The sequence below is a fragment of the Saccharothrix syringae genome (assembly GCF_009498035.1).
GTDB lineage: Bacteria > Actinomycetota > Actinomycetes > Mycobacteriales > Pseudonocardiaceae > Actinosynnema > Actinosynnema syringae.
Map to the genome: position 1 here is coordinate 1846625 of NZ_CP034550.1, position 22706 is coordinate 1869330.

Annotated in this window: 25 protein-coding genes; 19 read left to right on the forward strand and 6 right to left on the reverse strand. The window is 71.5% G+C overall.

Going from position 1 to position 22706, the window contains the following annotated elements:
* Positions 1-38 precede the first annotated feature (38 nt).
* On the reverse strand, positions 39-218 hold the full coding sequence (locus tag EKG83_RS08750; RefSeq protein WP_015800348.1) for a DUF7455 domain-containing protein: 180 nt from the start codon (positions 216-218) through the stop codon (positions 39-41).
* 835 nt (positions 219-1053) lie between these two features.
* Between EKG83_RS08750 and EKG83_RS08755 the strand changes: the two genes are divergently transcribed.
* The 17 genes from EKG83_RS08755 to EKG83_RS08830 all read left to right on the forward strand — a co-directional run bounded on the left by EKG83_RS08755 (position 1054) and on the right by EKG83_RS08830 (position 15940).
* Positions 1054-1686: a helix-turn-helix domain-containing protein gene (locus tag EKG83_RS08755; RefSeq protein ID WP_153277951.1), complete on the forward strand. Its 633-nt coding sequence runs from the start codon at positions 1054-1056 to the stop codon at positions 1684-1686.
* Entirely contained in the window at positions 1683-1868 is a 186-nt protein-coding gene (locus tag EKG83_RS08760) for a hypothetical protein (protein ID WP_153277952.1), read from the forward strand. The genes EKG83_RS08755 and EKG83_RS08760 overlap by 4 nt, the downstream gene beginning before the upstream one ends.
* Positions 1865-2935 carry a DUF2637 domain-containing protein gene (locus EKG83_RS08765; protein WP_051765900.1) on the forward strand — a complete coding sequence of 357 codons (1071 nt, stop codon included), beginning with the start codon at positions 1865-1867 and terminating at the stop codon, positions 2933-2935. The genes EKG83_RS08760 and EKG83_RS08765 overlap by 4 nt, the downstream gene beginning before the upstream one ends.
* The gene (locus tag EKG83_RS08770; protein ID WP_051765898.1) at positions 2932-5121 is read left to right on the forward strand and encodes a hypothetical protein; all 2190 of its coding nucleotides are present in this window, start codon (positions 2932-2934) and stop codon (positions 5119-5121) included. The genes EKG83_RS08765 and EKG83_RS08770 overlap by 4 nt, the downstream gene beginning before the upstream one ends.
* A 222-nt stretch (positions 5122-5343) precedes the next feature.
* Positions 5344-5496, forward strand: coding sequence for a hypothetical protein (locus EKG83_RS08775; RefSeq protein WP_153277953.1), 153 nt, complete (start codon positions 5344-5346; stop codon positions 5494-5496).
* A 385-nt stretch (positions 5497-5881) separates the two neighbouring features.
* Positions 5882-6010: a hypothetical protein gene (locus EKG83_RS48935; protein ID WP_265590322.1), complete on the forward strand. Its 129-nt coding sequence runs from the start codon at positions 5882-5884 to the stop codon at positions 6008-6010.
* 190 nt (positions 6011-6200) lie between these two features.
* Complete coding sequence (locus EKG83_RS08780; RefSeq protein ID WP_033431335.1) at positions 6201-6566, forward strand: hypothetical protein; 366 nt, start codon at positions 6201-6203, stop codon at positions 6564-6566.
* The gene (locus tag EKG83_RS08785; protein WP_033431334.1) at positions 6563-9646 is read left to right on the forward strand and encodes a hypothetical protein; all 3084 of its coding nucleotides are present in this window, start codon (positions 6563-6565) and stop codon (positions 9644-9646) included. The genes EKG83_RS08780 and EKG83_RS08785 overlap by 4 nt, the downstream gene beginning before the upstream one ends.
* Positions 9647-10211: 565 nt before the next feature.
* Positions 10212-10532, forward strand: a complete 321-nt coding sequence (locus EKG83_RS08790) for a hypothetical protein (protein ID WP_153277954.1) — start codon at positions 10212-10214, stop codon at positions 10530-10532.
* A 177-nt stretch (positions 10533-10709) separates the two neighbouring features.
* Positions 10710-11219, forward strand: a complete 510-nt coding sequence (locus EKG83_RS08795) for a hypothetical protein (RefSeq protein ID WP_033431408.1) — start codon at positions 10710-10712, stop codon at positions 11217-11219.
* A gap of 129 nt (positions 11220-11348) precedes the next feature.
* Positions 11349-13466, forward strand: a complete 2118-nt coding sequence (locus EKG83_RS08800; RefSeq protein WP_084716445.1) for a pentapeptide repeat-containing protein — start codon at positions 11349-11351, stop codon at positions 13464-13466.
* 54 nt (positions 13467-13520) lie between these two features.
* Positions 13521-13766 (forward strand): hypothetical protein, encoded by a 246-nt coding sequence (locus EKG83_RS08805; RefSeq protein ID WP_033431332.1) that lies wholly within the window; start codon positions 13521-13523, stop codon positions 13764-13766.
* Positions 13767-13876: 110 nt separating this feature from the next.
* Entirely contained in the window at positions 13877-14347 is a 471-nt protein-coding gene (locus EKG83_RS08810) for a helix-turn-helix transcriptional regulator (RefSeq protein WP_153277955.1), read from the forward strand.
* Positions 14344-14544, forward strand: coding sequence for a hypothetical protein (locus EKG83_RS08815; RefSeq protein WP_033431331.1), 201 nt, complete (start codon positions 14344-14346; stop codon positions 14542-14544). The genes EKG83_RS08810 and EKG83_RS08815 overlap by 4 nt, the downstream gene beginning before the upstream one ends.
* A complete protein-coding gene (locus EKG83_RS08820; protein ID WP_033431330.1) occupies positions 14541-15062 on the forward strand; it encodes a hypothetical protein in 522 nt (173 codons plus the stop codon). Before EKG83_RS08815 ends, EKG83_RS08820 begins: the two co-directional genes overlap by 4 nt.
* Entirely contained in the window at positions 15059-15244 is a 186-nt protein-coding gene (locus tag EKG83_RS08825; RefSeq protein WP_153277956.1) for a hypothetical protein, read from the forward strand. Before EKG83_RS08820 ends, EKG83_RS08825 begins: the two co-directional genes overlap by 4 nt.
* A 120-nt stretch (positions 15245-15364) precedes the next feature.
* Positions 15365-15940: a recombinase family protein gene (locus tag EKG83_RS08830; protein WP_033431328.1), complete on the forward strand. Its 576-nt coding sequence runs from the start codon at positions 15365-15367 to the stop codon at positions 15938-15940.
* Positions 15941-16328: 388 nt separating this feature from the next.
* On the opposite strand, the gene EKG83_RS08835 is transcribed toward EKG83_RS08830, so the two are convergent.
* Entirely contained in the window at positions 16329-17084 is a 756-nt protein-coding gene (locus tag EKG83_RS08835; protein WP_157591522.1) for a hypothetical protein, read from the reverse strand.
* Positions 17085-17163: 79 nt separating this feature from the next.
* On the opposite strand from EKG83_RS08835, the gene EKG83_RS08840 reads away from it, so the two are divergent.
* Together EKG83_RS08840 and EKG83_RS08845 are read left to right on the forward strand one after the other, a co-directional pair.
* Positions 17164-18378 carry a helix-turn-helix domain-containing protein gene (locus EKG83_RS08840; protein WP_033431405.1) on the forward strand — a complete coding sequence of 405 codons (1215 nt, stop codon included), beginning with the start codon at positions 17164-17166 and terminating at the stop codon, positions 18376-18378.
* A gap of 307 nt (positions 18379-18685) precedes the next feature.
* Entirely contained in the window at positions 18686-19039 is a 354-nt protein-coding gene (locus EKG83_RS08845; RefSeq protein WP_051765888.1) for a hypothetical protein, read from the forward strand.
* A 487-nt stretch (positions 19040-19526) separates the two neighbouring features.
* Here the strand turns inward: EKG83_RS08845 and EKG83_RS08850 are convergent, their stop codons facing one another.
* From EKG83_RS08850 to EKG83_RS08865, 4 genes are all read right to left on the reverse strand, one after another.
* Entirely contained in the window at positions 19527-20594 is a 1068-nt protein-coding gene (locus EKG83_RS08850; RefSeq protein ID WP_153277958.1) for a pentapeptide repeat-containing protein, read from the reverse strand.
* 132 nt (positions 20595-20726) lie between these two features.
* Positions 20727-21287 (reverse strand): hypothetical protein, encoded by a 561-nt coding sequence (locus EKG83_RS08855; protein ID WP_033431325.1) that lies wholly within the window; start codon positions 21285-21287, stop codon positions 20727-20729.
* The gene (locus EKG83_RS08860; RefSeq protein ID WP_063741347.1) at positions 21284-21598 is read right to left on the reverse strand and encodes a hypothetical protein; all 315 of its coding nucleotides are present in this window, start codon (positions 21596-21598) and stop codon (positions 21284-21286) included. Before EKG83_RS08860 ends, EKG83_RS08855 begins: the two co-directional genes overlap by 4 nt.
* Before the next feature lie 166 nt (positions 21599-21764).
* A complete protein-coding gene (locus EKG83_RS08865; RefSeq protein ID WP_228122542.1) occupies positions 21765-22658 on the reverse strand; it encodes a tyrosine-type recombinase/integrase in 894 nt (297 codons plus the stop codon).
* Between the last annotated feature and the right edge of the window lie 48 nt (positions 22659-22706).

Sequence of the window (22706 nt, forward strand, 5' to 3'; positions counted from 1 at the left end):
ACGGCTAGGGTGCCACGAGCCCCGGGGGCTCGCGGTGTTCAGCCCTGCTGCAGTTCAGCAGCGAGCTCGCGCAGCTTCGTGCTGTGCTCGCGGGCGTGGTGCCCGCAGAACAGCAGCTCGCCCCCGGAGGGGAGCACGGCGCGAACCTGGGCAGCGGCCCCGCAGCGGTCGCAGCGGTCGGCAGCGGTCAACGCGGGGCGGGTGAGCGTGGTAGTCATGGAAATCTCCCTCCGTCCCGGCACCGGGGATCGGTGCCCTCACACCTAGCTGCGACCACTTCGCATCTGGCGGGTGCGCCGTGTTCGCTGCTTCCACTCTTGCAGACGCACGGGCGTAAGTCAGTGTTCCCTGGGCCGTGGCGACCCGCGTCACTGTTCGTCTTACCCGGCGCGCGAGTGGTTCGAACCTGGCCCCTCCACCGGTTCGATCACCGGCCGCTCACTTTCCGCTGTCGCCTCAAGGGTTTCCCGACCTGCGAATACGACGTCAGGATCACCGCCGCTGCTCCGAAAGGTGGTTCCCGCGGGCCCCGCGAGGTGACCGGGAGGACTTCTGTCCGCCCAAAGCGAACAGGGCCTTGCGTTCCACCATTTGGACGTACGTCTCGCGCCGGGCGTGCCGTCGGACGGGGTAGTGGCGCACCGCCGGCCCGGCGCGCGACCCGGGTGGCCGCACCCGACGGCGGTGGGCGTCGGGGAGCCGCGACCGGCCGTCGTCGGGCGAGGTGGGCCGAGCGGACTCCCGGGGCCACACGTTCGAGTGAAAAACGCCGTGGGGCCCCCGACCGACCGGCCGGGGGCCCCACGGGAAGCGCGTCGAACTAGTCGAGGTAGTCGCGCAGTAGGTTCGCCTGAAACGCAGTGCGGACCTGCGGAAACCGCTGGTCGCAGCGGACCGTAGCCACTGCACTATCTTCGACTGACTCTTCTGGGCGGGAACGCCAGGACGGCCCCGCAGGGTGCGGACACACCCTCACGGGGCCTCGACCTGGACACCGGAGGTCCCGGCCGTGACCCGATCTTGTCATATCCCCAGTTCAGCGGCGGTGGCCGCATGAGTATCGAAGCCGTCTCGTGGGTGCTCAACAGCGCCCCCATCCCCCGCGACCGCCGCGACGCCTCGTCGTTGACCGTGGTCCTGCTGGGCCTGGCCAACCACGCCGACCCCGCCGGGCGCAACGCGTTCCCCGCCGTCTCCACGCTCACTCGCTACACGAGGCTGTCGGAGCGCTCGGTCCAGTACGCCCTGCGCGCGCTGGAGGAGCTGGACCTGATCCGCCCCTCGGACCCGACGATCGTCGCCGCGTACGTGAAGCGGTCCGACCGCCGTCCGCGCGGCTGGGACCTCGCGGTGCACCGCTGCGAGGGGGCTGTGGACAACCCGGCGGACGGGGTGCAGAGTCTGCGCCCCGTCGACCTGCACGGGGTGCAAAACCAGCGCCACGGGGTGCAAACAGCGACGTCACGGGGTGCAGAGCTTGCACCCGAAACGTCCTTGAACCGTCCCAAGAACCGTCCTTCGCGCGAGCGCGCGCCCGAGGCGCGCTCGCTGCCGGCGGAGTGCGGCGAGTGCGACGCCCGGCCCGGCGACCCGATCAGCGCCCGGCTCATCTGGACCGACGAGGACCGCACGCAGTCCGTGCCGTGCCCGCGCTGCGCGCCGGCCCGGAGCGGGGGTGCCCGGTGACGCGCGCCCACCTGACCTACCGCGAGCCGCACGGCTGGACCTCCCCCGTCGAGTGCCTGCCCTCCCGCGAGGCCGCCGAATTCCTGCGCGATGCCACGAACGCGCTGACCCCGGCCGCCGCTGAGCGCCGGACCTGGTCCATCACCACCTGCGACGACGAGAACTGTGGGGCACGCCGATGAGCTGGGCAGAGGAGCGTCGGGCGGACCGCGTCACGGCGGCCGAGCAGCGCCGGGCGGACGAGGTGCTGCGGTTCGAGCAGCGTCGCGCCGACCGGGCCGCCGCCGTCGAGCAGCGCCGCGCGGAGAAGGACGCCGCGCGTGCCCGCCGTGCCGCGCTGGTCGCGGCGGTGGCCGGGTGGCTGCGCGGCCACACCCTGGACCTGCTGTTCGTGCCGGTCATCGTGGTCCCGGCGGTGCTGGCCTGGACTGCGATGGCCGCCTACGGCCGCGAGGTGTTCGGGCCGGTCGGGGTGCTGCTACCGCTGTTCAGCGAGGGCGCGATGTGGTGCTTCGCGTTCGCGGTGCCGATGGCGCAGCGCGCGGGCCGACCCACCGGGTGGCTGCACTGCGGTACGTGGGTGTTCGCGGCGGTCGCGGGCGGCCTGAACTACGTCCACGGCGCGACCGTCGCCCACGGCGTGGTGATGGCGCTGGTGTCGGTCGGCGGCGTCGTGGTGCACCAGCTCGTCACCGCCGCCCCGGCCCGCCGCCGCAGCCGCGCCGAGCGCGACGCCGCCCGGCTGGAGCGGCAGGCCGCTCGTCGGGTGCTGGCGGTGCGCCGCGCCGCCCTGCGCCAGGCGGTGGCGGAGCTGGCCGCCGACGGCACCGCCACGCTGGTGCACCGGCCCGGCACGGTCGCGCTGCGCCGCCGCGCGGGCCGCACCCGGCTGGTTCCCGCCACCGTTCCCGGGCTTCCCGTCGCCCCGGTCGCCGACGGGCTCGGCGACGAGTTGGCGGCGGAGGTGGCGGCGTTCCTGGCCGCCGTTCCCGCCGACGCGGGAAACGCCGGGAACCGGCCGGGAAAAGCGGAAACGTCCCCGGAGGGCGTCCCGGCGGAGGCGGCGGGAAAGGTCGCCGAGCACCTTTCCCGGGTCCGTGCCGCCATCGCGGACGGACGCCTGCCGGCCGCCCCCAGCCAGGCGGCCGTGCGCCGGTTCCTGCGGTGCCGCGCCGAGCACGCCGCGCTGGTGCACCGCGCCCTGACCGGTCGCGGTGACGACGACTCCCACCCGGCGGTGACGGCATGACCCGGGCGGCACGGAAGGACGACGACATGGCCGGCGAGCTGATCCCGTTTCCCGGCGCGGCCACTCCCGCGACCGCCGACGAGCCGGGGCCGGTCGCGCCGGTCCCGGCCGCCGGGCCGGTGCAGCCCGCCGAGCCCGTGCTGGACGGCGAGTTGATCAGCGAAGCCGAGTACCGGCGCAGCAAGGCACGGCGGCTCGCCGAGTCCGCCATGTCCAAGCTGCCCGCGAAGTGGCAGAGCCCGGAGACCGCGAAGCAGGCCGGGGCCGCGCTGGCGGGCCGCGCCGCCCTCGCCCCGGTCCGCTACCCGGCGGCCGTCGGCCGGGGCCTGGTCGTGTCCGCCCGCGCCTGGTGGGCGTGGGTCCGGGTGGCCGACTTCTACGACGCCGCCCGCAGCAGCGACAGTCTCGCCAGCCGCTGGCAGGAGATCGCGGTGGTGCGCCGCCGCCGGGGCGTGATCACGCTGGTGGCGACCTGTGCGACCGGGCTGGGCGGCCTGGTGGTCGACTTGACCGCCGGGTCTGTGCCGCTGGCCGTGGCCGGTGGCGCGGTGTCCGTGGCGCTGGCCGTCGCCGGACGCCGCAAGGACGGCTCGCCGGGCCGTCAGGCCGTGCTCGGCGGCGCGCGGTCGCTGGCGATGCTGCTCGACGGCGACAACCTCGTCCAGGCGTTCCGCGACGCCGGGGTGATCGGCAAGGCGGACCGGCTGTACCTGGTGGAGCGACTGCGCCGCGACGACACCGGGTTCTCGCTGGTCGTGGACCTGCCCGCAGGCCGCCGTGCCTCCGACGTGATCGCGAAGCGGGAGACCCTGGCCTCCGCGCTGGCGGTGGACGAGGTCAGGTTGATCTTGGAGCGCGTCCGGGGCGACAAGGGGCACGCGGGCAGGCTCGCGGTGTGGATCGGCCACGCCGACCCGTACGCGGCCGACCCGGTGCCCAGCCCGCTGGCCACGGCCGCGAGCTGGGACCTGTGGAAGCCGGTGCCGTTCGGCACCACCGCCCGGGGCGCGGCCGTGAACCTGCCGGTGGTGTGGACGTCGCTGCTGATCGGCGCGATTCCCCGGCAGGGCAAGACGTTCGTGATGCGCCTGCCGATCACTGCCGCCGCGCTGGACCCGCACGTGCGGCTGATCATCGCCGACGGCAAGGGTGGCAAGGACTTCCGCCCGTTCGAGCAGGTCGCCCACCGGTTCATCCGGGGCTCCCGGGAATCCGAAGCCCGCCGCCTGATCGCCGTGCTGGAGGAGTGCGCGGCGGACGTCGCCGACCGGTTCGACCGGCTCTCGGAGATGGACGACACCCTGTGCCCGGAGTCCAAGGTCACCCCGGAGATCACCCGCGACCCGGCCCACCGGATGCCGCTGACCGTGATCGGCATCGACGAGATCCAGAACTACCTGGGGCTCGACATGCCGTTGAACGAGGATGAGCCCAAGGGCAAGCGGGTCGGGCAGCGGATCTACGAGCTGCTGACGTTCATCGCGAAGACCGGCCCGGCCGCCGGGTATTCGCTGGTCCTGGCGACGCAGCGGCCGGACGCGAAGGTGATCCCCGACGGCTTGCGCGGCCAGCTCGGGACGCGGTTCGCGTTGCGGGTGATGAACTGGCAGGCGTCCGAGACGATCATGGGTGCGGGCACCTACAAGGCCGGTGTCGACGCCTCCAAGCTGCTCAGCAGCCACAAGGGGGTGGGCTTGCTGCTGGGCGCGGACGGCGAGACGGAGCTGTCCGCCGGGGACGCAGTGGTCGTGCGGACCCACCTGCTGCACATCGCCGCGATCCGGGCCGCGTGTGAGCGCGGCCGGGCGCTGCGCGAGCAGGCCGGGACGCTCACCGGGGACGCGGCCGGCCAGAACGACCTGGCCGCCCTGGACCCCACGGTGGCCGCGCGCCTGGCCGACGAGGTGACCGCCACGGCCGGGCCGGAGCCGGTGGACGCGGAGTTGGTCGAGCTGCCCGCCGCCCTGGCGGCGCTGGCCGACGTGCTCGTCGACGACGAGCACGGCGTGGTCGCCGTCGCCGAGCTGGCGTCCCGCGTCGGCTGGTCCGCGAAGGCGCTGGGCGAGGCGCTGACCCGCGCCGGAGTGCCGTCGCCGACGCCGGCACGGCAGCGCGTCAACGGCTCCAAGAACGCCGTGAGCGTCGCCGATTTGGACGCGATCAGGGTCGCGATCGACGGCCGCTGAGGTCCGCACAGGGGTCGGCACACGTGTGCCGACCCCTGCCGCCGCTGTGCCGACCTCCCGAAGGGGTCGACACAGGCCCTGAGCTGCACGGACAGGCCGTGTGCCGACCTTGGAGGGTCAGCCCGCGGCCTCCCCCGAAACGCCCCGCACAGGCCCGCTGAGCGGCCTGTGCCGACCGGTCGGCACACCGACCGGGGTCCGCACACCAACCAGGAGGACACCGTGCCCACGATCAACACCTCGCGCGAGTTCAGGCCCGGCCGCTGGCTGGCCCTGGCCGCCGCCGCGTGCGTCGCCGCGTACGTGTTCGGCTTGATCAGCGCCACGCCCGACGGCACCACGACCGCCCCGCCGTCGGCGGTCTGCGCGCCCTGACGACGACTCCGAGGTCTTGAGGAGTGGCCCCGGTCACATGGCCGGGGCCACTTCTCGCGCCCTTTGTCGCGCCGAGTTAATTCGACTTGTCTCCCCTTTTCGGAGTTTGCGCAGGATATGGCGTCGGCCGTACCGAGTTAACTCGGCTAGTCTCTCCTCCGGCATTTGACGCGCCGAGTTAACTCGGGAAGGAAACCCCTGGTCAGACGGGGTGCTGCGGTTGCATAGTGCACCCGCATAGCGCTACCGTCGGCGGCGTAAAACGACCGGCCACCTGGGAGGAAAAATGGCTGATCGGAAGCCCTCCGAAAGGCACCGTGCGGCAGCGCTCGCGCGGTGGAGCCGTCGCACGCCGGAACAGCGGCGCGCCGAGAGCGCCAACGCCGTGAACGCGATGCGGGCCGCGTTGCGGGCACGGCTGGACCCGGACGGCCGACTGACGGCCGAGCAGTACCGGCAGGCAGTCAGCCGACACATGGCCGACCTGGCGCGTGCCCGGCACGCGGCGGCCTGACCAAGGGGTCAACCTCACCCCGAGAAGCAAGAGGCCCCGCTTCGAGGTTCCGCGTGTTGGTAGCACGCGGCGAAGCGGGGCCAGAGATCGGAACCCCTTCACAGGAACCGACTCGTCCCGAGTCTAGCCGGCCAAAGCTGGCTCGTGAACCGGGACGGGGACGTTCCGCACGTCCCAAAGGACTCCCACAATGGTGTCACACCCGGTCGACCTGCGCGAACCCCGCCGCTGCGTGGACTGCAACGCCGACCTCGTGCCCACCGGGCACGGCCCGTTCTCCCTCGTGCACGAGGCGAGCTGCCCCGTCGCAATGGACGACCGCGCGCAGCGCGCCGCCGACTTCGCGTGGCTGACGGCCCACCCCGGCGAGGTCCGCGACCGCGAGCCCAGCGCCGGCGAGCGCGAGATGATCCGCATGCTGGGCGCACCCCGCAAGGTCGTCCGCTCCGTCCGCGTGCAGGTCAGCGCGCACCACGGCGGGCGGCTGATCATCTTCCACCAGCGCGGCAGGGCGCTCGTCGCCACCGCCGACGTGCCCCGTGGCGGTGCGGCATGAGCACCCCGACCGCCGACACGGCGCTGATCGCCGAGTACGCCAAGCACCGCTTCGGGATTCACGAGCTGGGCGGCTACCACCTGGGCATCACCGCCATTCGCCACGGTGGCCGGGTGGAGAACGTCAGCGTCCCCGCCGACGACCTCGACGCCATCACCGCGACCGTGGCCCGCTACGCCGACGACCCCGGCGTGATGGGCGTGTTCGACTCGCAGACGTTGAGCCGCAAGCCGATCAGGGCGGGCCACCGCTACACCAGCGCCGACGCCGACGCGCTCCTGAGCTGCTGGGCGGAGGTCGACTTCGGCAAGCCCGACGCGCCGCCCACCCTGCACGACGCGCTGCGAGTGGTCGACGCGGTCGGCCTGCCGCCCACGACGATCAAGCACAGCGGTAACGGCATCCACGTCTCGTGGGCGCTGCCCGAGCCGTGGGAGCTGAACACCGACGCCGACCGGCGCGAGGCCGCCGAGCTGGAGCGCAACCTGGTCCGCAGCGTCGCTTTCCGCGCGCACGAGCTGGGCCTGTGGAAGGTCGACCGCATCCACGACCTGGCCCGCGTGCTGCGCACCCCCGGCAGCGTGAACCGGAAGAACCTGGCCGACCCGAAGCCGGTCACGATCCTGTCCCACGAGCCCGGCCGCGTGTACGAGGCCGACGACGTGCGGGCCGTGCTGGTCGAGAAGCGCTACCTGGACTCGATGAACACCGCCGGTGGCGTCACCGACGCCGACCAGCGCGCCGTGCTCGCACGCGTCAGCCTGGGCAGGGCGTGGGCCGAGGCGCGGCGCGGTGCCGCGCAGGAGCTGGTGGACATGATCGAGGACAGCGGCCTGGACGTCCGACTCCCGGAACTGTGGCGCGAAGCCGCAAAGCCGACCGTGGACGACAGCAGCGCGGATCTCGGGCTGGCTAACAGCACCTTCGCGCTGTTCCGCTCCATGGGCGAGGACCAGGCGCTGCACAAGGCCGCCGTGGTGATCATGGGCAGCCGTCTGCGCACCGGCCGCCGCGTGGAGAAGCTCGACCCCGGCCGGCGCATCGACTACGTGACGCGCACGCTCGCGTTGGTCGTCAAGCCGCGCGAGGACCGCACGCCCACCGTCGTCACCGAGGAGGGCATCGCCCCTGTGACCGCCGCCGTCGAGCCGACCACCGACACCCCGGCCGTGACGGACGAGGCCCTGGAGTCGCTGCTGGCCTCCGAGCCGTCCGCCGAGAACGCCCCGACCACGTCGACCAAGGGCGAGGGCACCAAGAGCAAGAAGCCGAAGCGCCGCCGCGAGGCGGACGAGGCCCACGAGGCGGGCAACGGGTTGCCCGACGTGATCGTGACCGGCCGACCGCTGCGCGACACCGAGGCCGACGCCCGCAAGTTCCTCGCCCTCGCCCAGATCGAGAAGCCGATGATCTTCCACTACGCGGACGCCGGGCTGGTCGAGATCGACCCGAGGACCGGCGAGATGAAGACCATCGCCCCCGCACGCCTGGCCCTGCTGCTCAACACCGTCATGAACTTCCGCGAGAGGCACACCGAGGAGGCCGACGACGGCACCAAGACCGTCAAGCTGACCCACACGCCGAAGGTGCCGTTCGACATCGTGGCCGCCCTGCACTCCGCGCCCGGCCTGATCGGCGTCCCGGAGCTGAAGAGGATCGCCAAGCTGCCGTACTTCGCCGAGGACGGCACGCTGGTCACCTCGCCGGGCTACAACCGCAAGACTGGCATCTACCTGCACCGTGGGCCGGACAGCCCGCTGATCCCCGAGGTCTCCGCCAAGCCCTCCCCGGAGGAGCTGCGCGTGGCCCTGGAGCTGTTCACCCAGGATTTGTTGATCGATTTCCCGTTCGAGACCGACGCCGACCGCACCGCCGCCATGACCATGCCGATCACCCTGCTGGCCCGCGAGATGATCCGGGGCGCGTGCCCCCTGTTCATGATCGACACTCCCCGCCCCGGCACCGGCAAGGGCAAGCTCGTCAGCGGCCTGGTCAAGCCGTTCGACCCCGAATTCGCGTTCAGCATCGCGCCCACGGGCTCGGACGAGTGGCCCAAGAGCCTGGTCGCGGCCATGCGCAAGGGGCGGCCCACGGTCGCGTTCGACAACATCAACGCCGCCCTGGACTCCGGGGCGCTGGCCGCCGCCGTCACCGAATGGCCGTTCGTCCGCAACCGCCTGATGGGCACCCACGAGGAGATCGTGCTGCCCACCCCCGCCCTGTGGGTCGGCACCGGCAACTCCGTCACCGCCTCCAGCGAGCTGGCGCGCAGGATCGTCCGCGTGCGGCTCGACGCCAAGACCGCCAAGCCCGAGGAGCGCACCGGGTTCAAGCACCCGGAGATCCTGGACTGGATCGAGGAGCACACGCCGCAGCTCATCTGGGCCGCGTTGACCATGATCCAGTCGTGGATCGCGGCCGGGCGGCCCATCGCGGCCGACCTGCCGAAGTTCGGCAGCTTCGAGAGGTGGACCCGGATCGTCGGCTCCATCGCCGCCCACGTGGGGATGCCCGACTTCCTGAAGAACCGCAGCGCCGCCAGCGCGGACATCGACACCGAGACCGAGCTGATCATGGCCTTCTGCACCACGTGGGCGCACGACCCCGGCCGCGACCCGATCAAGGACGAGACGGGCGAAATCCGCGACCCCGGCCGCCCGTCCTGCGCCAACCGCGCGGTCCGCGTGGACGAGCTGCTGGAGCTGGTGGACGAGTACAAGCTGGAGCTGCCCGCGCAGATCGGCCCTCAGGGCACCGACCGGCGCTCGAAGTTCGGGACCTGGCTCCGCAAGGTCATCGCCGCCCCCGTTGGCCCGTACAGCTTCGTCAAGACCCGGCCGCGCAACGTCGCGCACTACCGCCTGGTGGACGACGGCACCGGGGAGTTCGACGAAGGCGGCATCACCATCGACCCCGAGCCGACCAGCAAGCACACGCCCCGCGCGAACCCCCCGACCAAGCCCAAGGCCCAGCCCGCCCCGGAACCGGAGACCGCCCCGGAGCCCACGGTGGGCGGGTACGCCAGCGACGAGGACGAGGCGCGCTGGGAAGCCCTCATGAACGAGGAGCCCGCCGCCTGATCCACGGCACCACCCACACGGCCCCCCGATCCACACGGACGGGGGGCCGTTCCGCGTCCGGCGGCAGGGCCTGGGTTAGGGCCTGGGTTAGGTGCGAGCAGGGTCCGGGTTAGGGGGTGGGTTAGGTGCCCACAACGTTCTGACCAGGCAAGGTTAGGTGGGTTAGGTGCTCCCTTGACCTCTACGCGGGTAGCGAGGTTGTGGTCGTCGTGGTTATCCCGTGCGCCGTGTGGGCGTGTACGCGCTCGTGTGGGCCTCCGGTGGACCCCGCTGCACCTAACCCACCTAACCTCCCCAGGTCAGAGCGTTGGGCGCACCTAACCTCCCCCCTAACCCAGCGGGGTGGAGCACCTAACCTTGCACCTAACCCAGCGCATCGCCGCCCGCCGTGGTCTCACCCCGGAGCCCACCCACTGGCCCGCCGACGGGGAGCCCGCGGTGCCCCCCTCCACGTCCCTGCGGTCCGCCCGACGCCCCGTGGTGCGCGTGCCCGCGCGCTGCGGCGCAAGCAGGCGCATCGTGAGAAGCGCGTGTACAACGCGGCGACACGGAAGGAGTGGCGGCCATGACGCATACCGACGCGCTCGTGCGCTGGTTCCGGGAGCAGGTCGATGCCGATCTCGCCAACCTGGCAGAGGACGCCAAGCGGTGCAACGCGGCCCGCGAGCGAGGCGAGCAGGGCGTCGAAATGCTCCCAAAACCAGATCTGGAGGCGCTGGACCGCTATTGGGCCTACCGCAAGTTCATCGACCAGTACGAGCACTTCCACCGCGAGTGGAGCAAGCACGGCCGCGAGGACTTCGAGGTCGCCGACGCCCTACTCCGGGCGCTCGCGAGTGCCTATCAGTGCCGCGAGGGCTACGACGAGGACGAGTGGGCACCGTGACCTCGTATCGGCAGCGGACCCGAACCCAGGGCCAATGGGTAACTGATCAGCCTGGGCATCAGTCGGATTCGATGCCGATCGGCTCGTCCGGGCAGCCCGCGGCCAGCACTGCTGATCCATGTGGGCGGAAATGGCGGCGAGACGTACGTGCGCCGCGTCCGCACGCACTTCCTGTGCATGTCGACGAACGCTGTGCTGCCCGCCTTCATCGCCGCGACCGCCGCCCTCGGCGGCGTGACCCTCGGTGCCCTCGTCGAGCCGCTGCGGCTGGGTGCCGCGCGGCGTGCCCGTGTCCGCGACGACCGGGCCGCGCGGTGCGCGAAGTTGATCGAGGCGGCGATGACGTGCCGCGCCCGCCTGCTGGCGCTGAATTTGGCGCACCGCCGCGCCGCGTCCGGCGTCGAGGTCGACGCGGCGCGCGAGGAGGAGTTGGTGGAGGCGTACCGGCTGGCGCGCAACGAGCTGCGGCAGACTGTGGCGCTGCTGCGGTTGAGCGGCCCGGACGAGCTGGTGGAGGCCGCGATGGCGGTGCGACAGGCCGAACGTGCGCTCCGCGGTGTCCGGTTCGTCGGTGACGACGGCGCGTTCGACAGGGACAAGCCCCCGCAAGGTGTGCTCGACGTGGCCCGCGCGCTGGAGGACGTCGTGCACGAGTTCGCCGCGACTGCCCGGAAGCTCGCGGCGTAGCGGTCTCACCGTGCTGGCGGATCGCCCGTCCACGAGCCGGCAGCGACGCTACGAGGATGCTGGTCCGGTCGATCACCGTGGCTTGTCCCACCCGCCGTGGTGCGGAGTCGGGTAGGTGACGCCGCTGGGATGAACCTGCCGGAATCGCACCCGGATGATCGGCAGATCGCCTACAACGGTCCGGTGCCCGATGACACCACCGCCGACGCCCGCTCCCGCGTCAAGCCCGACTGGCCGACCTGCTCGCACGACGAGGGGCGGTGTATCGGTCGTCGGGTCGCTGAGTACGAGTACTGCTTGGCGCACCTGCCGCCGGACGAACTCGACGGCTTGCTCCAGTCCGTTGAACCGGGGGCCGACCTAGACCTGCGCGGCACCGACCTCACCGGTGCCGTGTTCGACCGACTGCTCGTCCGCATGATCGAGGAGCCCGATAGTCCCGATCCTTCAACTCTTATTGGCATAGCCGACCTGCGCTACTGTGATATCCCTGCCGTTAAACGATTTCGTCGCGCACAGTTCGCCGATGATGCCCGGTTTGATGGTGCGACGTTTACCGGTGAAGCTCGGTTTGATGGTGCGACGTTTACCGGTGAAGCTCGGTTTGATGGTGCGACGTTTACCGGTGAAGCCGTGTTCGTCAATGTGACGTTCACTGGAGACGCTGTATTTGACGGAGTAAAATTCGCCAACGAAGCCATATTTGAGCAGGTGGAGTTCGTTGGTAGGGGCATATTTGCCGATGCGCACTTTGTCGATGTCGCCGCATTCATCGGTGTGGCGTTTACTGGCAACCCCTGGTTCGAGAGTGCGAGGTTCGACGGTGACGCTTTTTTCGATTCTGCACATTTCGCCGATGGTGCCTCGTTCGACAATGCAACGTTCGCCGGTGACACTGAGTTCGGCGGTGCAGAATTCGAAGGAAATGTCCATTTTGACAAGGTGGCTTTTACTGGCAGTATCCAGTTCGCCGGGACGACATTCGCGCATGTCGTGACTTTTGTTGGAGCGACGTTTGCTTTAGTCGACGTGTTCGGCCCGGTGGTGGCGGAGGTTATCAGCTTGAACCGGGCGTCGTTCGCCAAGCGGGTGGCCGTGAAGGTGGAGGCCAGTCTGCTGTCGGCGGAGGATGTCCGTTTCGACGACGGAGTGGAGTTGAGAATACGTCACGCGCGTGTGTGGCTCCGACGGGCATTCTTCGGCGCGGCATCATCGGTGAGCGGGATCGCCGTCCCATTCGCCGTTACATTCGGCCAGCAGACTCAGGAGGTCGGGGCCGAACCGGAGCGGATAGAAGCGTGGACGATTGCGGCGAGGCAGGAGTCCGTTCCCAAAAAGCAGCATGATCAGAATAGAGATGAGGCGTGGGTGCCACAGGTGCTCTCATTGCAGGAGGCCGACGTGTCGCAGGTGACGCTGACCGACGTGGACCTGCGGTGGTGCCGCTTCGCTGGGGCGCACCAATTGGACAAGCTGCGCTTGGAAGGCCGCAGCCCGTTCCACCGGCCTCCGGGCAGGTGGTTGACGGGATGGGCTTGGCCGCCGGTATGGCGTTGGTCGGGGCGGCGTGTGCTGGCTGAGGAACACCCCTGGAGGGCGAGCCGCCGCAAATCTGCTGGCTGGAGCCCTACCGTGCCTCTTCCGAACTACCTAGCCGAGCAGATACCGGATGGCGGACAAGTGCCAGCGGTGGGGCCGGAGCGGCTGGCCGTACTGTATCGGAGCCTGCGTAAAGCTCTGGAGGATGCAAAGAACGAGCCCGGAGCGGGCGATTTCTACTACGGCGAGATGGACGCCCGCCGCCACGCCTCCTCAACCGGAACCGGTGAACGCCTCGTGTTGGTCGTCTATTGGCTGCTGTCGGGCTACGGCCAGCGTGCCGGTCGCGCTTTCGCCGCGCTGGCGTTGCTGGTCGGAGTGCTGTTCACCGGCTTGACCTACTACGGCCTGCCCGACACTTCCACTCCGGCGGCCCCGCTGACCGGCACCGTCCGCACGCCCACCGGCCAGCCGCAGCAGGTCACCATCGAGACCACCGCGCCGGCCAAGCTGCCCCCGCCGGACCGGCGCTGGACCGCGGAGCGCATGGACAAGGCCGCGCGCATCGCCTTGGGCTCGGTGGTCTTCCGCGACACCGACCAGAAGCTCACCACCGCCGGGTCCTGGATCTTGATGGCCGGGCGTGCGTTCGGGCCGCTGCTGCTCGCGCTCGCGGCGTTGGCGATCCGTGCCCGCGTCAAGCGGTGAGGGGCGCGATGAACTCTCGGCGGGTTGGTGACACGGTCACGAGACGATGACCGGATGAACGACGAGAACACCGACGCGGACATGTACGCCCAGGCGTTGTCCAAGGCAGCGGACTTCCGTGACGACCGGCTGAACAGCCAGTTCCAGCGCGTGCACTGGTCGACGGTGCACCGCATGTTGACTGCGCACGCCCCCGTCGAAGGGAATCCAGGCGTGTGCGTCGACTGCGGGCAACCGTGGCCGTGCGAGGTGGTCACCGGGGCAGTGAAGGATCTCGGGTTCGGCCCGGCGGGAGGTTGATCGGGCTGTGCCCCCGGGAGAGCCGGCGCTTGAACCAGGAGCCTGAAAATCCGGTCGCCGGTCGGCGCGTGCTTGACGCGCCGACCATCCCTGCGGCGCACCCTGTGTCCATGAGGACAGGAGAACCACCGCGCGCACGCGGTAGGTCTGCGGACGAGCTGTCGAAGTCTCGGCACCGGGGCCGCGCCCACGGCGTCGAGCGCGCCGAGCTGGCGGCCCGCTTCGGGGCCGTGCTGCGCACGGAGCGGGCCGCCCGGGGCTGGTCGCAGGCCCGGCTGGCTGAGGCTGCGGGCATCACCCGGGAGTCGGTCTACCGACTGGAGGGCGGGCGCCAGCGCCCGTCCACGTCAATGACGTACCGCCTGGCCCAGGCGTTGAGGCCGGGCGCTGACCTGCGCACGGTGGTCGAGCTGGAGGCACGGCTACGCATCGCCGCGGGGAACTCGCTGCGCGAGTTCAGCACACGGACCCGACGGCGGCGTGAGCGGCTGCTGGCGGAGGCGCTGGCGGGCGACGAGGTGCCGGTTAACGCGGCGGACCCATTCGCCGGCCTGCTGATGTCGTACTTGGCGGCGTCGTGACCGGGCGCCAGGGTCGGGACCGCGTCGCCGAGCTGGCGGCTCGCGCGTCCACGGACGCCGAGCTGGCGGAGTTGGCCGCCGAGGGCCTGGACCGTGTCGCGCGCCGCGAGGTGCGGCGGCGGCGCGGGGTGGACGCGCTGCTGCGGGACGCGGCGCGGGCGTTGCTGGACGAGAGCGGAAGCGGTGGTGCGGCGTGAGGATCGAGACGATGGACGCGCTGTTGCCGACGACGCACGTCGAGGACGAGGACATCGACCGCGAGACGCTGGCGACCCGGTTGGGGGACCGGCGTTGGCGCTCGTGGACGTGTCCGGGGTGCGGCTGCACGCAGGCCGGCTACCACCTGCCCCACGACCTGGCGCTGTGCGCGGGCTGCGTGCAGCGCCGCCGCGAGGGCAAGGCGCTGCTGTCGGCGCGCGAAATCTGGCAGGAGGTGTTGGTCTTCCCGGAGGTGAAGGCCGCCGGGCCGTCGTCGCGGCCGGGCCGTGCCCGCCTCACGCGGGACGAGCTGGCGGCGGTGCGGGACCTGCGGCAGGACGTGGGGAAGCTGTACGAGGCGGCGCTGGACGCGGACGCCGTGCACGTGATGACCCCGGACGGCGACGTAGTCCCGGCGGCGTGCGCGGTGTGCCAGGGGCCGGTGCTGGCGCGCGACGGCGGCCGGGCCGGGAACGCGTTCTACTGCGGCGCGCACGCGTGGGGAAGGACGGCGTGAGCGGGGACGTGCGGGAGTTGGCGGCCGGGACGGCGGAGCGGTTGCGGGCGGTGTTGGAGTCGGTGGACGAGGGCGCGTTGACGGCGGAGACGGACCAGGCGGCGTTCCTGCGCGGGGCGGTGGCGGCGCTGGAGCTGGTGGCGGACGGCCTGCGCGGGGGTGTCTCAGATCCTTCGCTTTGAGACACCCGCTCGGGTGACGGGTGTCGGTCGGGTTGCCCCTGGTCGCGGTGTCTCAGAAGTACGTATCAAAAGTAGTGTCCCGATATTGTGTCGTGCGCCGACTTTTGAGACACTTGGGGCATGGCAGTTCTCGGATACGCGCGAGTCAGCACCACCAGCCAGGTCCTCGACCGGCAGATCGACGCCCTCGTGGCGGCGGGCGTGCCGGAGGACCGCATCTACACCGACAAGATCAGCGGGGCCAAGGACGACCGGCCCGGCCTGGCCGCGCTGCTCGACTACGTGCGCGAGGGGGACACGGTCGTGGTCCACTCCCTGGACCGGTTGGGCCGCTCCCTGTCCGGCCTGCTGCGCACGGTCGAGACGTTCAAGGAGCGCGGGGTGGTACTGCGCTCGCTCAAGGAGTCGATCGACACCAGCACCGACGTGGGCGTGATGCTGCTCGGCATCTTCGGCACCCTCGCGCAGTACGAGCGCGCCTTGATCAACGAGCGGGCCGCCGACGCCCGCGCCGCCGCGAAGGCGCGCGGCAAGCAGACCGGGCGGCCTCGCGCGCTCGCCCCGGACCAGGTGGCGCTCGCCCGCCGGATGCGCGCGGCCGGGGAGTCCGTCGCGACGATCTGCGGCACGCTCAAGGTCAGCCGCGCGACGCTGTACCGGGTGCTCGGCGAAGACCAGGCACCCGCTCCCGCATAGCCAGCGCGGCGTGGTCCTGTCCGATGCGGCGCGACAGCCTTGGGGAAGAGGTAGAGGGACCGAACCGCGGCCCCGGTCCTCGGAAAGAGGTCGTGATGTCACGACGCACCACCAACGCCGCCGCCCTGCCCCGCACATGGCCTGTGGGCCACGAGGTGGCAGTCAACCGTTCGGCCGGATCGTCGACTACGTTGTCGGCCCTGATGGGCGGCCGGTGCACCCGCTGCTGCCCGGCCGCCGTTCCTGCCGCAGGCAGGCTACCGATCGCGTGGCCCGGCGTTCCGGGCCTGCCAGGTCTGTGGCCTACTGACTTCGCGCGGCTGACAAACGTCGCCGGCCCGCCGCTTCACGTCGCGGGCGGGCTGGCGACCCGGTGCGAGCGGGCGCGTTATCGAGATCTGGCGCTGACCAGTTTCGTGATCACCACCAGGACCGCCGCAACGGAAATCAGGACGACTTGCAGGTTGAACCGGCCTTGGTCCGGTGGTGTCCCCGTCGCGATGTCCACGACCCCCACGGCCGACAAGACGACCGCCGGGGCCAACAGGGCGCTGGTGACGAGCCTCAGCGCCAACGGTGTCCGGGCCGGTACCGGCCCTACGTGAACGGCCACGTCCACTAGGTCACCGACCGGCCGGAAGTCGGGCTTGCCGTCGACCAAGACGCTGTAGCGCAGCCGGTGGCGGCGGGTCAGCAGCGCGGGAGAGACGTGTAGCGCCGTGCTGGCCACCTCGACCTTCGGTTCACGGACGGCAGGGCGTCCGGCGTCCGACTCCTGGTCCAGCAGTGCCAGGACGGGCACGCCGAACTCCAGCTCCAGCGGCGAGCCGCCGAATGCGGACGGCGCGATGTCCAGCGCGCTGTTGCTGACCACGTCCACCGTGACGACGTAGGGGCGGGTCAACTCGCGGCCGTGCAGGCTCACCGCGACGCCGCTGCCGTCCAGGCCCGGTGCGGCGCGCAGCAGCGACACCGCCTGGTCCACCGTGATGTACAGCGCCCGGCGCGGTCGGGCGCTGCGGAACGCCGCCCACGCTCCCACCACGATCGCGATCACCGCGACCACCACTGCGGCGATCGTCCAGAACGTGCCGGAGGCGTACCAGGGCTCTCCCGCCGCCCACACCTGCTGACCTAACGCCATCCGGCGATTGAAGCAGGCCGTCACGCGAATGATGCGCCGACCTGCCCCGGCTACCCTTGGGGTGACCGGGGAGGTGCGCGTGGACGTCACGGACAACCACATCGGCCGCCGTCTGCGGGAGGTCCGCTCGTGGCGTCGGCTGTCGTTGACCGCCGTCGCGGGGCTCGCCGGGATCACCCCCGCGTACCTGAGCATGATCGAGCGCGGCTTGCGCCCGGTGACCAAGCGGGCCGTGCTGGAAGCGCTCGCGAGCGCCCTCCAGGTCGCCCCGACCGAGTTGACCGGCTCGCCGTTCGCCCCGACCGACGCCCACGGGTCGGAGGCGCATGCCGCGATCCGCGAGGTCGAGACGGTGTTGTCCGCCGTCGACCTCGGCGTGGACCCCGGCGTGACGCCCGCGCCGTGGCCGGAGCTGCGTGACCGGGTCATCCACTTGAACACCGTGCTGCGGCCGGAGGCCGACTACGCCGCCCAGGGCCGCGTGGTGCCCGGCCTGCTGCTCCAACTCCACGCCGCCTACGTGCACCACCCCGCGCACCGCCGTGACGTGTTGGTGGGCCTGCTGCACACCTACCACGCCGCCGCCGTGCTCACGAAGAACCTTGGGGTGCGCGGGCTGCCCGTGGTCGCCGCGCGCTTGGCGCAGCAGTGCGCGGAGGAGCTGGGCGAACCGGAATGGCTGGCGTTCGCGGTGTGGCTGCGCGGGCACGCCGCCGGGTCTCAGGGCCGCGCCCACCAGCTCGCCGCGTCCGTGCGCGGCATCGACCGCCTGACCGGGGCCGACGGGCCGAATGTGCTCCAGGCGCGGGGGATGTTGCACTTGAACGCCGCCTTGGCCGCCGCCTCGCTGCGCGACGGCGACACCGCCCGCGTGCACCTGGACGAGGCCGCCGCGCTGGCGCAGCGCCTGCCGGACGAGCGCGAGAACTTCGCGTTTCTGCACTTCGGCGTGCCCAACGTGGGCGTGTGGCGGGTGTCGCTGGCGACCGAGCTGGAGGAGGGCGGCAAGGTCGCCGAGCTGGCCCGCCGGGTGAACCCCGACGAGCTGCCCGCCAAGGCCCGCCGCGCGATGTACTGGGTCGACCTGGGGCGCTCGCTGCTCACCGAGCGCGCCACCGTGGAGCAGGGCATCCAGGCACTGGTCACCGCGGAATCCATCGCGCCGCAGCGCGTGCGCAACAACGTGTTCGTGCGCGAAGCCGTCGCCGACCTGCTGCGCCGTGCGCAGCGCGACTCGTCCGGCCGGGAGCTGCGCGGTCTCGCGTGGCGCATGGGAGTCGCGCCGACCGGGTGAACCCGCCGGGGCCTTAACCGCTTGTTAATTCTCGCCGACCTGGCGTTCCTACCGTCTGCGGCATGGCCGTCGTCCTCGCCCTCATTGGTGCTGTGGCCGTGCTCGCCGTCTGCTGGTGCGTCGTGCACGCGCGCCGTGAGCTGCGCCGCCCGGCCGCCCGGGTATCCGCCCCGACTGCGGCGGGTACGGCCGACGCCGTCTCTCCCACGGCCGCGCCCGCCGTTCCGGATCCGTCTCCGACCGGGGCGGCCGGTGTCCGCGCCCCGTCCGCCCCGGTCGGCCCCACCCCACACGGGGCGGTGGCGTGATGGGGCGGTTGATCGTGCCCGGCCAGGGCCAGGCGGAGATCGTGAAGGCGTACCCGGTGCTGCGCGGCCTGCTGGACCTGCGCGCCGGCGGGTGGAAGTTCTTGCCGGTCGAGCCCGGCCGCGAGGAGATCGACGGCTACAGGCAGTGGCCCGGCCCGTGGCGCGACGCGATCCGCTTCCGCGACGAGGACGACGCGTTGGGGCTGCGGCTGCGCCTGGACGACGGCGTGCACCTCGTCTGGGAGCGCACGGGCGGCCTCGCCGAGATCGTGAACGAGCTGCTGTTGCTGCCCGCCCCCGGTCACCGCCTGGCGCCCCGCCTGGCCAGGGGGCACGGCCCGGACCTGCGGTGACGGCCCCGGTGCAGGGGCCGCCCGCCCGCGCGGTCGGGGTGTTCCGCCGCCTGGTGCACCTGGTCGACCCCGACGCCCGCACGCTGGACTTCCGGGGGCTACGGCTGCACGCGGCACGCTGCGGCGCGATGTGCGCGGTGGTCCGCGCCCCGGTCCCGGCGCGACCGGTTCGCCCGACCGGGTGGTGTTCGGCGTGCACGGCTGTCCCGAGTCCCGCGTGACCGAATGGCCGTTGGGATTGTCGCCGTTCGGCGGGCACTCGCGCGGTCGCCGGTCCACGGGGCACGCTGTGCGGCGTGCCCGCTCGACGCTTGGAGATCCTGCTCCCCGCCGACGTGTCCGCCCGCGAGTACGCCGCTGTGGCCGGACAGCGGGATCACGGACGAGGAGTTGAACGCGGCGTTCGACGCGGACGTGGAGGGCTACCCGCGGGGACCACGCTGACAGCAAGAGCCAGCTCGATCGCATTGCGCTGCTGGCGACTCGACTAATCGCCAGCAGGGCGCGACAGACCTTCCGGCAGGGCCGTGTGCTCGTCAACCACAGCCGAGTCGAGTTGGGCTTGAGTGAGCACCGAATCTTTTAGGTGGAAGTAATGCAAGGAGATTTTCGTCAGGTGCGCGCGTCGGAGGTCAGCGCTCCACAGCTGCGCGTGTTGGAGGTTGGCACCCGCTAGATCCGCGTGTTGGAGGTCGGCACCCACCAGGTTCGCGTATTGAAGGTGGGTGCCCTTCAGATTCGCGTGTTGGATGTCGGTTCCCGCCAGGTCCGCGTGTCGGAGGTCGGCACCCCATAGGTGCGCATGTCGAAGGTGGGTGCCTCTCAAGTTCGCATATCGAAGTCGGGCACCTGCCAAGTTAGCTTGTTGGAGATGCAGCCCGCTGAGGTCAATTTTACCTCGTTCATGATCGGGCCGATCCGGGCGATGGCCGAGCGCAGTCAATGCCGCCTGCACGTCCGCTGTGGGCTCGGTCGGCAGTTCGCACGACTCGGTGCTGATCGGTGGGTGTATCCACCGATCGTCCGTCGGCTTCTCGTCCGCTCGATGGGGAGCCCGATCGCGGACGAAGGCCACTAAGACCTCGACCACGCCTCCATGGTGCCCAGGGGAGTCGCGCATGACACGCTCCAGCGCGTGCACGCCGCCGATGCGTACATACATCTCATCGGAGCCCAGCCGCTCCAGCGCCTTCGTGAACCGGTCGGTGACCTGCCCCCGGTGTGCCAGCCGATAGTTGCGCGCGGTGTAAACGAGACCGGCGAGCACGACCAGCGCGCCGCCGATGGACACCACGATCAGTCGCGCGTTGTGCTCGGCGGGCAGCCGGTGCTCCGGGTTCGCCTGCTTCAGTACGTCCTGGTTGACCAAGAACTCGGGCGCGCGCCAGATCGCCACCCCATACAGCGCAAGTAGGACCAGGCCACTCATGACCAACGCGGCTACCCGCGTAGTCGAGCCGATGAGGGGGCGGGGAGGATTTGCCCATTCGGCAAGCCCCTGTTGGGCATACCGCCAGCGGGCATACAGCTTCAGGACACGTTCGGTGAAAGTCACGTCGACAGTGTCGGACTGTGCTCCGAGGGTCGTTACAACTGTGAACCGCCCTGCATGCACTGAAGCCGCCCCGGCGACGTGCCCGGGGCGGCCTCGTGGTCGTGCCCCCGGCCACGGCCAGGGGCACGACCGTCACCCGCGCCGCAACAGTCGGGACCACCCCGCCGACGGCGTCGCCGGGGCCTGCTGCGGCCGGTCGTCCAGCTCGCTCAGCTCGCGCAGCAGCTCGGCGCGGCGCTCGGCGCGCTCGACGTCCTCTGCCAGCTCGACGCGCTGTCGGTCGGCCCGGTGTTGCTCGGCGACCACCCGCCGCTCGTGCTCGACGCGGGCGCGGTCGGCCGCCAGGCGCAGCGCCTCGTCCAGGTCCGCCGCCGACGGCTCGACACCGAGCTGCCCGCCCAGGTCGGAGCGGCGCAGCAGGTCCCGGACCGCCCGCGCGTCCACGCGCACGGCCTGGCCGTGCTCCTCGCCCAGCAGCGCGCCGTCGTCGGCGAACGTGAGCGGCCCGAACCAGCCGCTGATCAGCCGCCCCAGCGTGCGCGCCAGGGGGACGGACGACGCGGGGCCTGCCATGGCTTCCACGTGCCGACGGAACCGCTCGTCGGCCTCCGGGCCGGCCGGGGTCGGGCGCGGGATGTTGCCGTGCGCCGGGGCACCGGACGGGGCGACGTGGGTGGACGTGAAGGCGCTCACGCAGCACCGCCAGTCCGGCGGGCGGCCTGGAGTGCGACGGCGGCGCGGGCCTCTGCCTCGCGCGCCTCGCGGGTCTTGCGCCGGGCCACGACGCTGCGGTGCGCGAGCTTGGCGTAGTGCGCCCGGCGCGCGGCTTCGGCCCGGCGGGCGCGCTCCTGCACGGGGAGAACTCCGTCGGGGTCCACCGCGGCTTCGAAGGAGTCGGCGAACGCTCGCCGGGCGGCTTCGGTGCCGGTCACGCCGTCCTGGCGGGACCAGCGGGTGTTGGCGGCGATCTGGGCGGCCAGTCGCCGTTCGGTCGGGTTGGTCACTGTGGTGCTCCGCTCCTCGGGGGTGATCCGAGCGCACGGACGGAACCGGAACGTCGTGACCATACGTGACCACAGTGCGGACGCCAAACCGCACCGCGTACGCGGAACAGCCGCACAGGAAGACGCTCCGACGCAGGTCGGAGCGTCAATCCCAGGGGAGTGGGGGTTACAGGTCACCCAGGTTCAGGGAGCGCGCTTCCTCGGCCGCGCGGTCACTTGCCGTAGCGCGTGTGTACCTGTCGATCATGTCGCGCCGCGACCATCCCGCGACCGCCATCAAGCCGCCCTCGGACCCACCCGCCGCGAGCCACCGCGACGCTGCGGTGTGCCGAAGCCGATGCGGATGAAACCCGCTGATGCCGGCGAGCCCGGCGCGGTACTGCAAGGCCCGGTACAACCCCTGGTACGTGAAGCCCTTGCCGCGCTCGCCGAGCCACAGGGTGTCGGTCCCGGCCAGCCTGTGGGACCGCCGCAGCCGCACGTAGCGGTCCAGCGCCCGGCCGGCCTGCGCGGAGAACGGCACGCGGCGCCCCTTGCCACCTTTGCCGCGCGTGATCAGCGCGGACCCGGCGCGCAGATCGACGCCCGACAGCGTCATCTCGACCACCTCGCTGGCCCGTGCGCCGGATTCGAGCATGAGCCGGATGATCGCCTCGTCGCGCCGCTCGCGGAACTCCTTGCCGGTGCACGCGGCGAGCAGGGCCTGGAGCTGGTCTGTGGTCAACGGGTCGACCACCTTGGCGTCGAGCCTCGGCGGTTTCAGCGCCACCAGCTCGTCGCCCGGGATCTCGCCTTCCTCCGCGAGCCACGCGGACAGCCGCCGCAGGGAGAGCTGACGCGCACGGGCGGTGGCGGCTTCGGCCCCGGACTCCAGCAGGTCCGCGACGAACGCGTTCACGGTGGGCCGGTCGAGCACCGGGGGAGTGTCGTTCTGCTCACACCAGGCGAGAAACCGGCGGACGCCGTCGCCGTAGGACTTGAGGGTCTGCGGGCTCTTGCGCTCGGCGCGGAGGTGGAGCAACCAGGACTCCAGCAGCACGCGAAGATCGTCGGGGGTCACCACGATATCTTGACTGACAACTTTGTGCCCGTCTACGATAAACGCCGG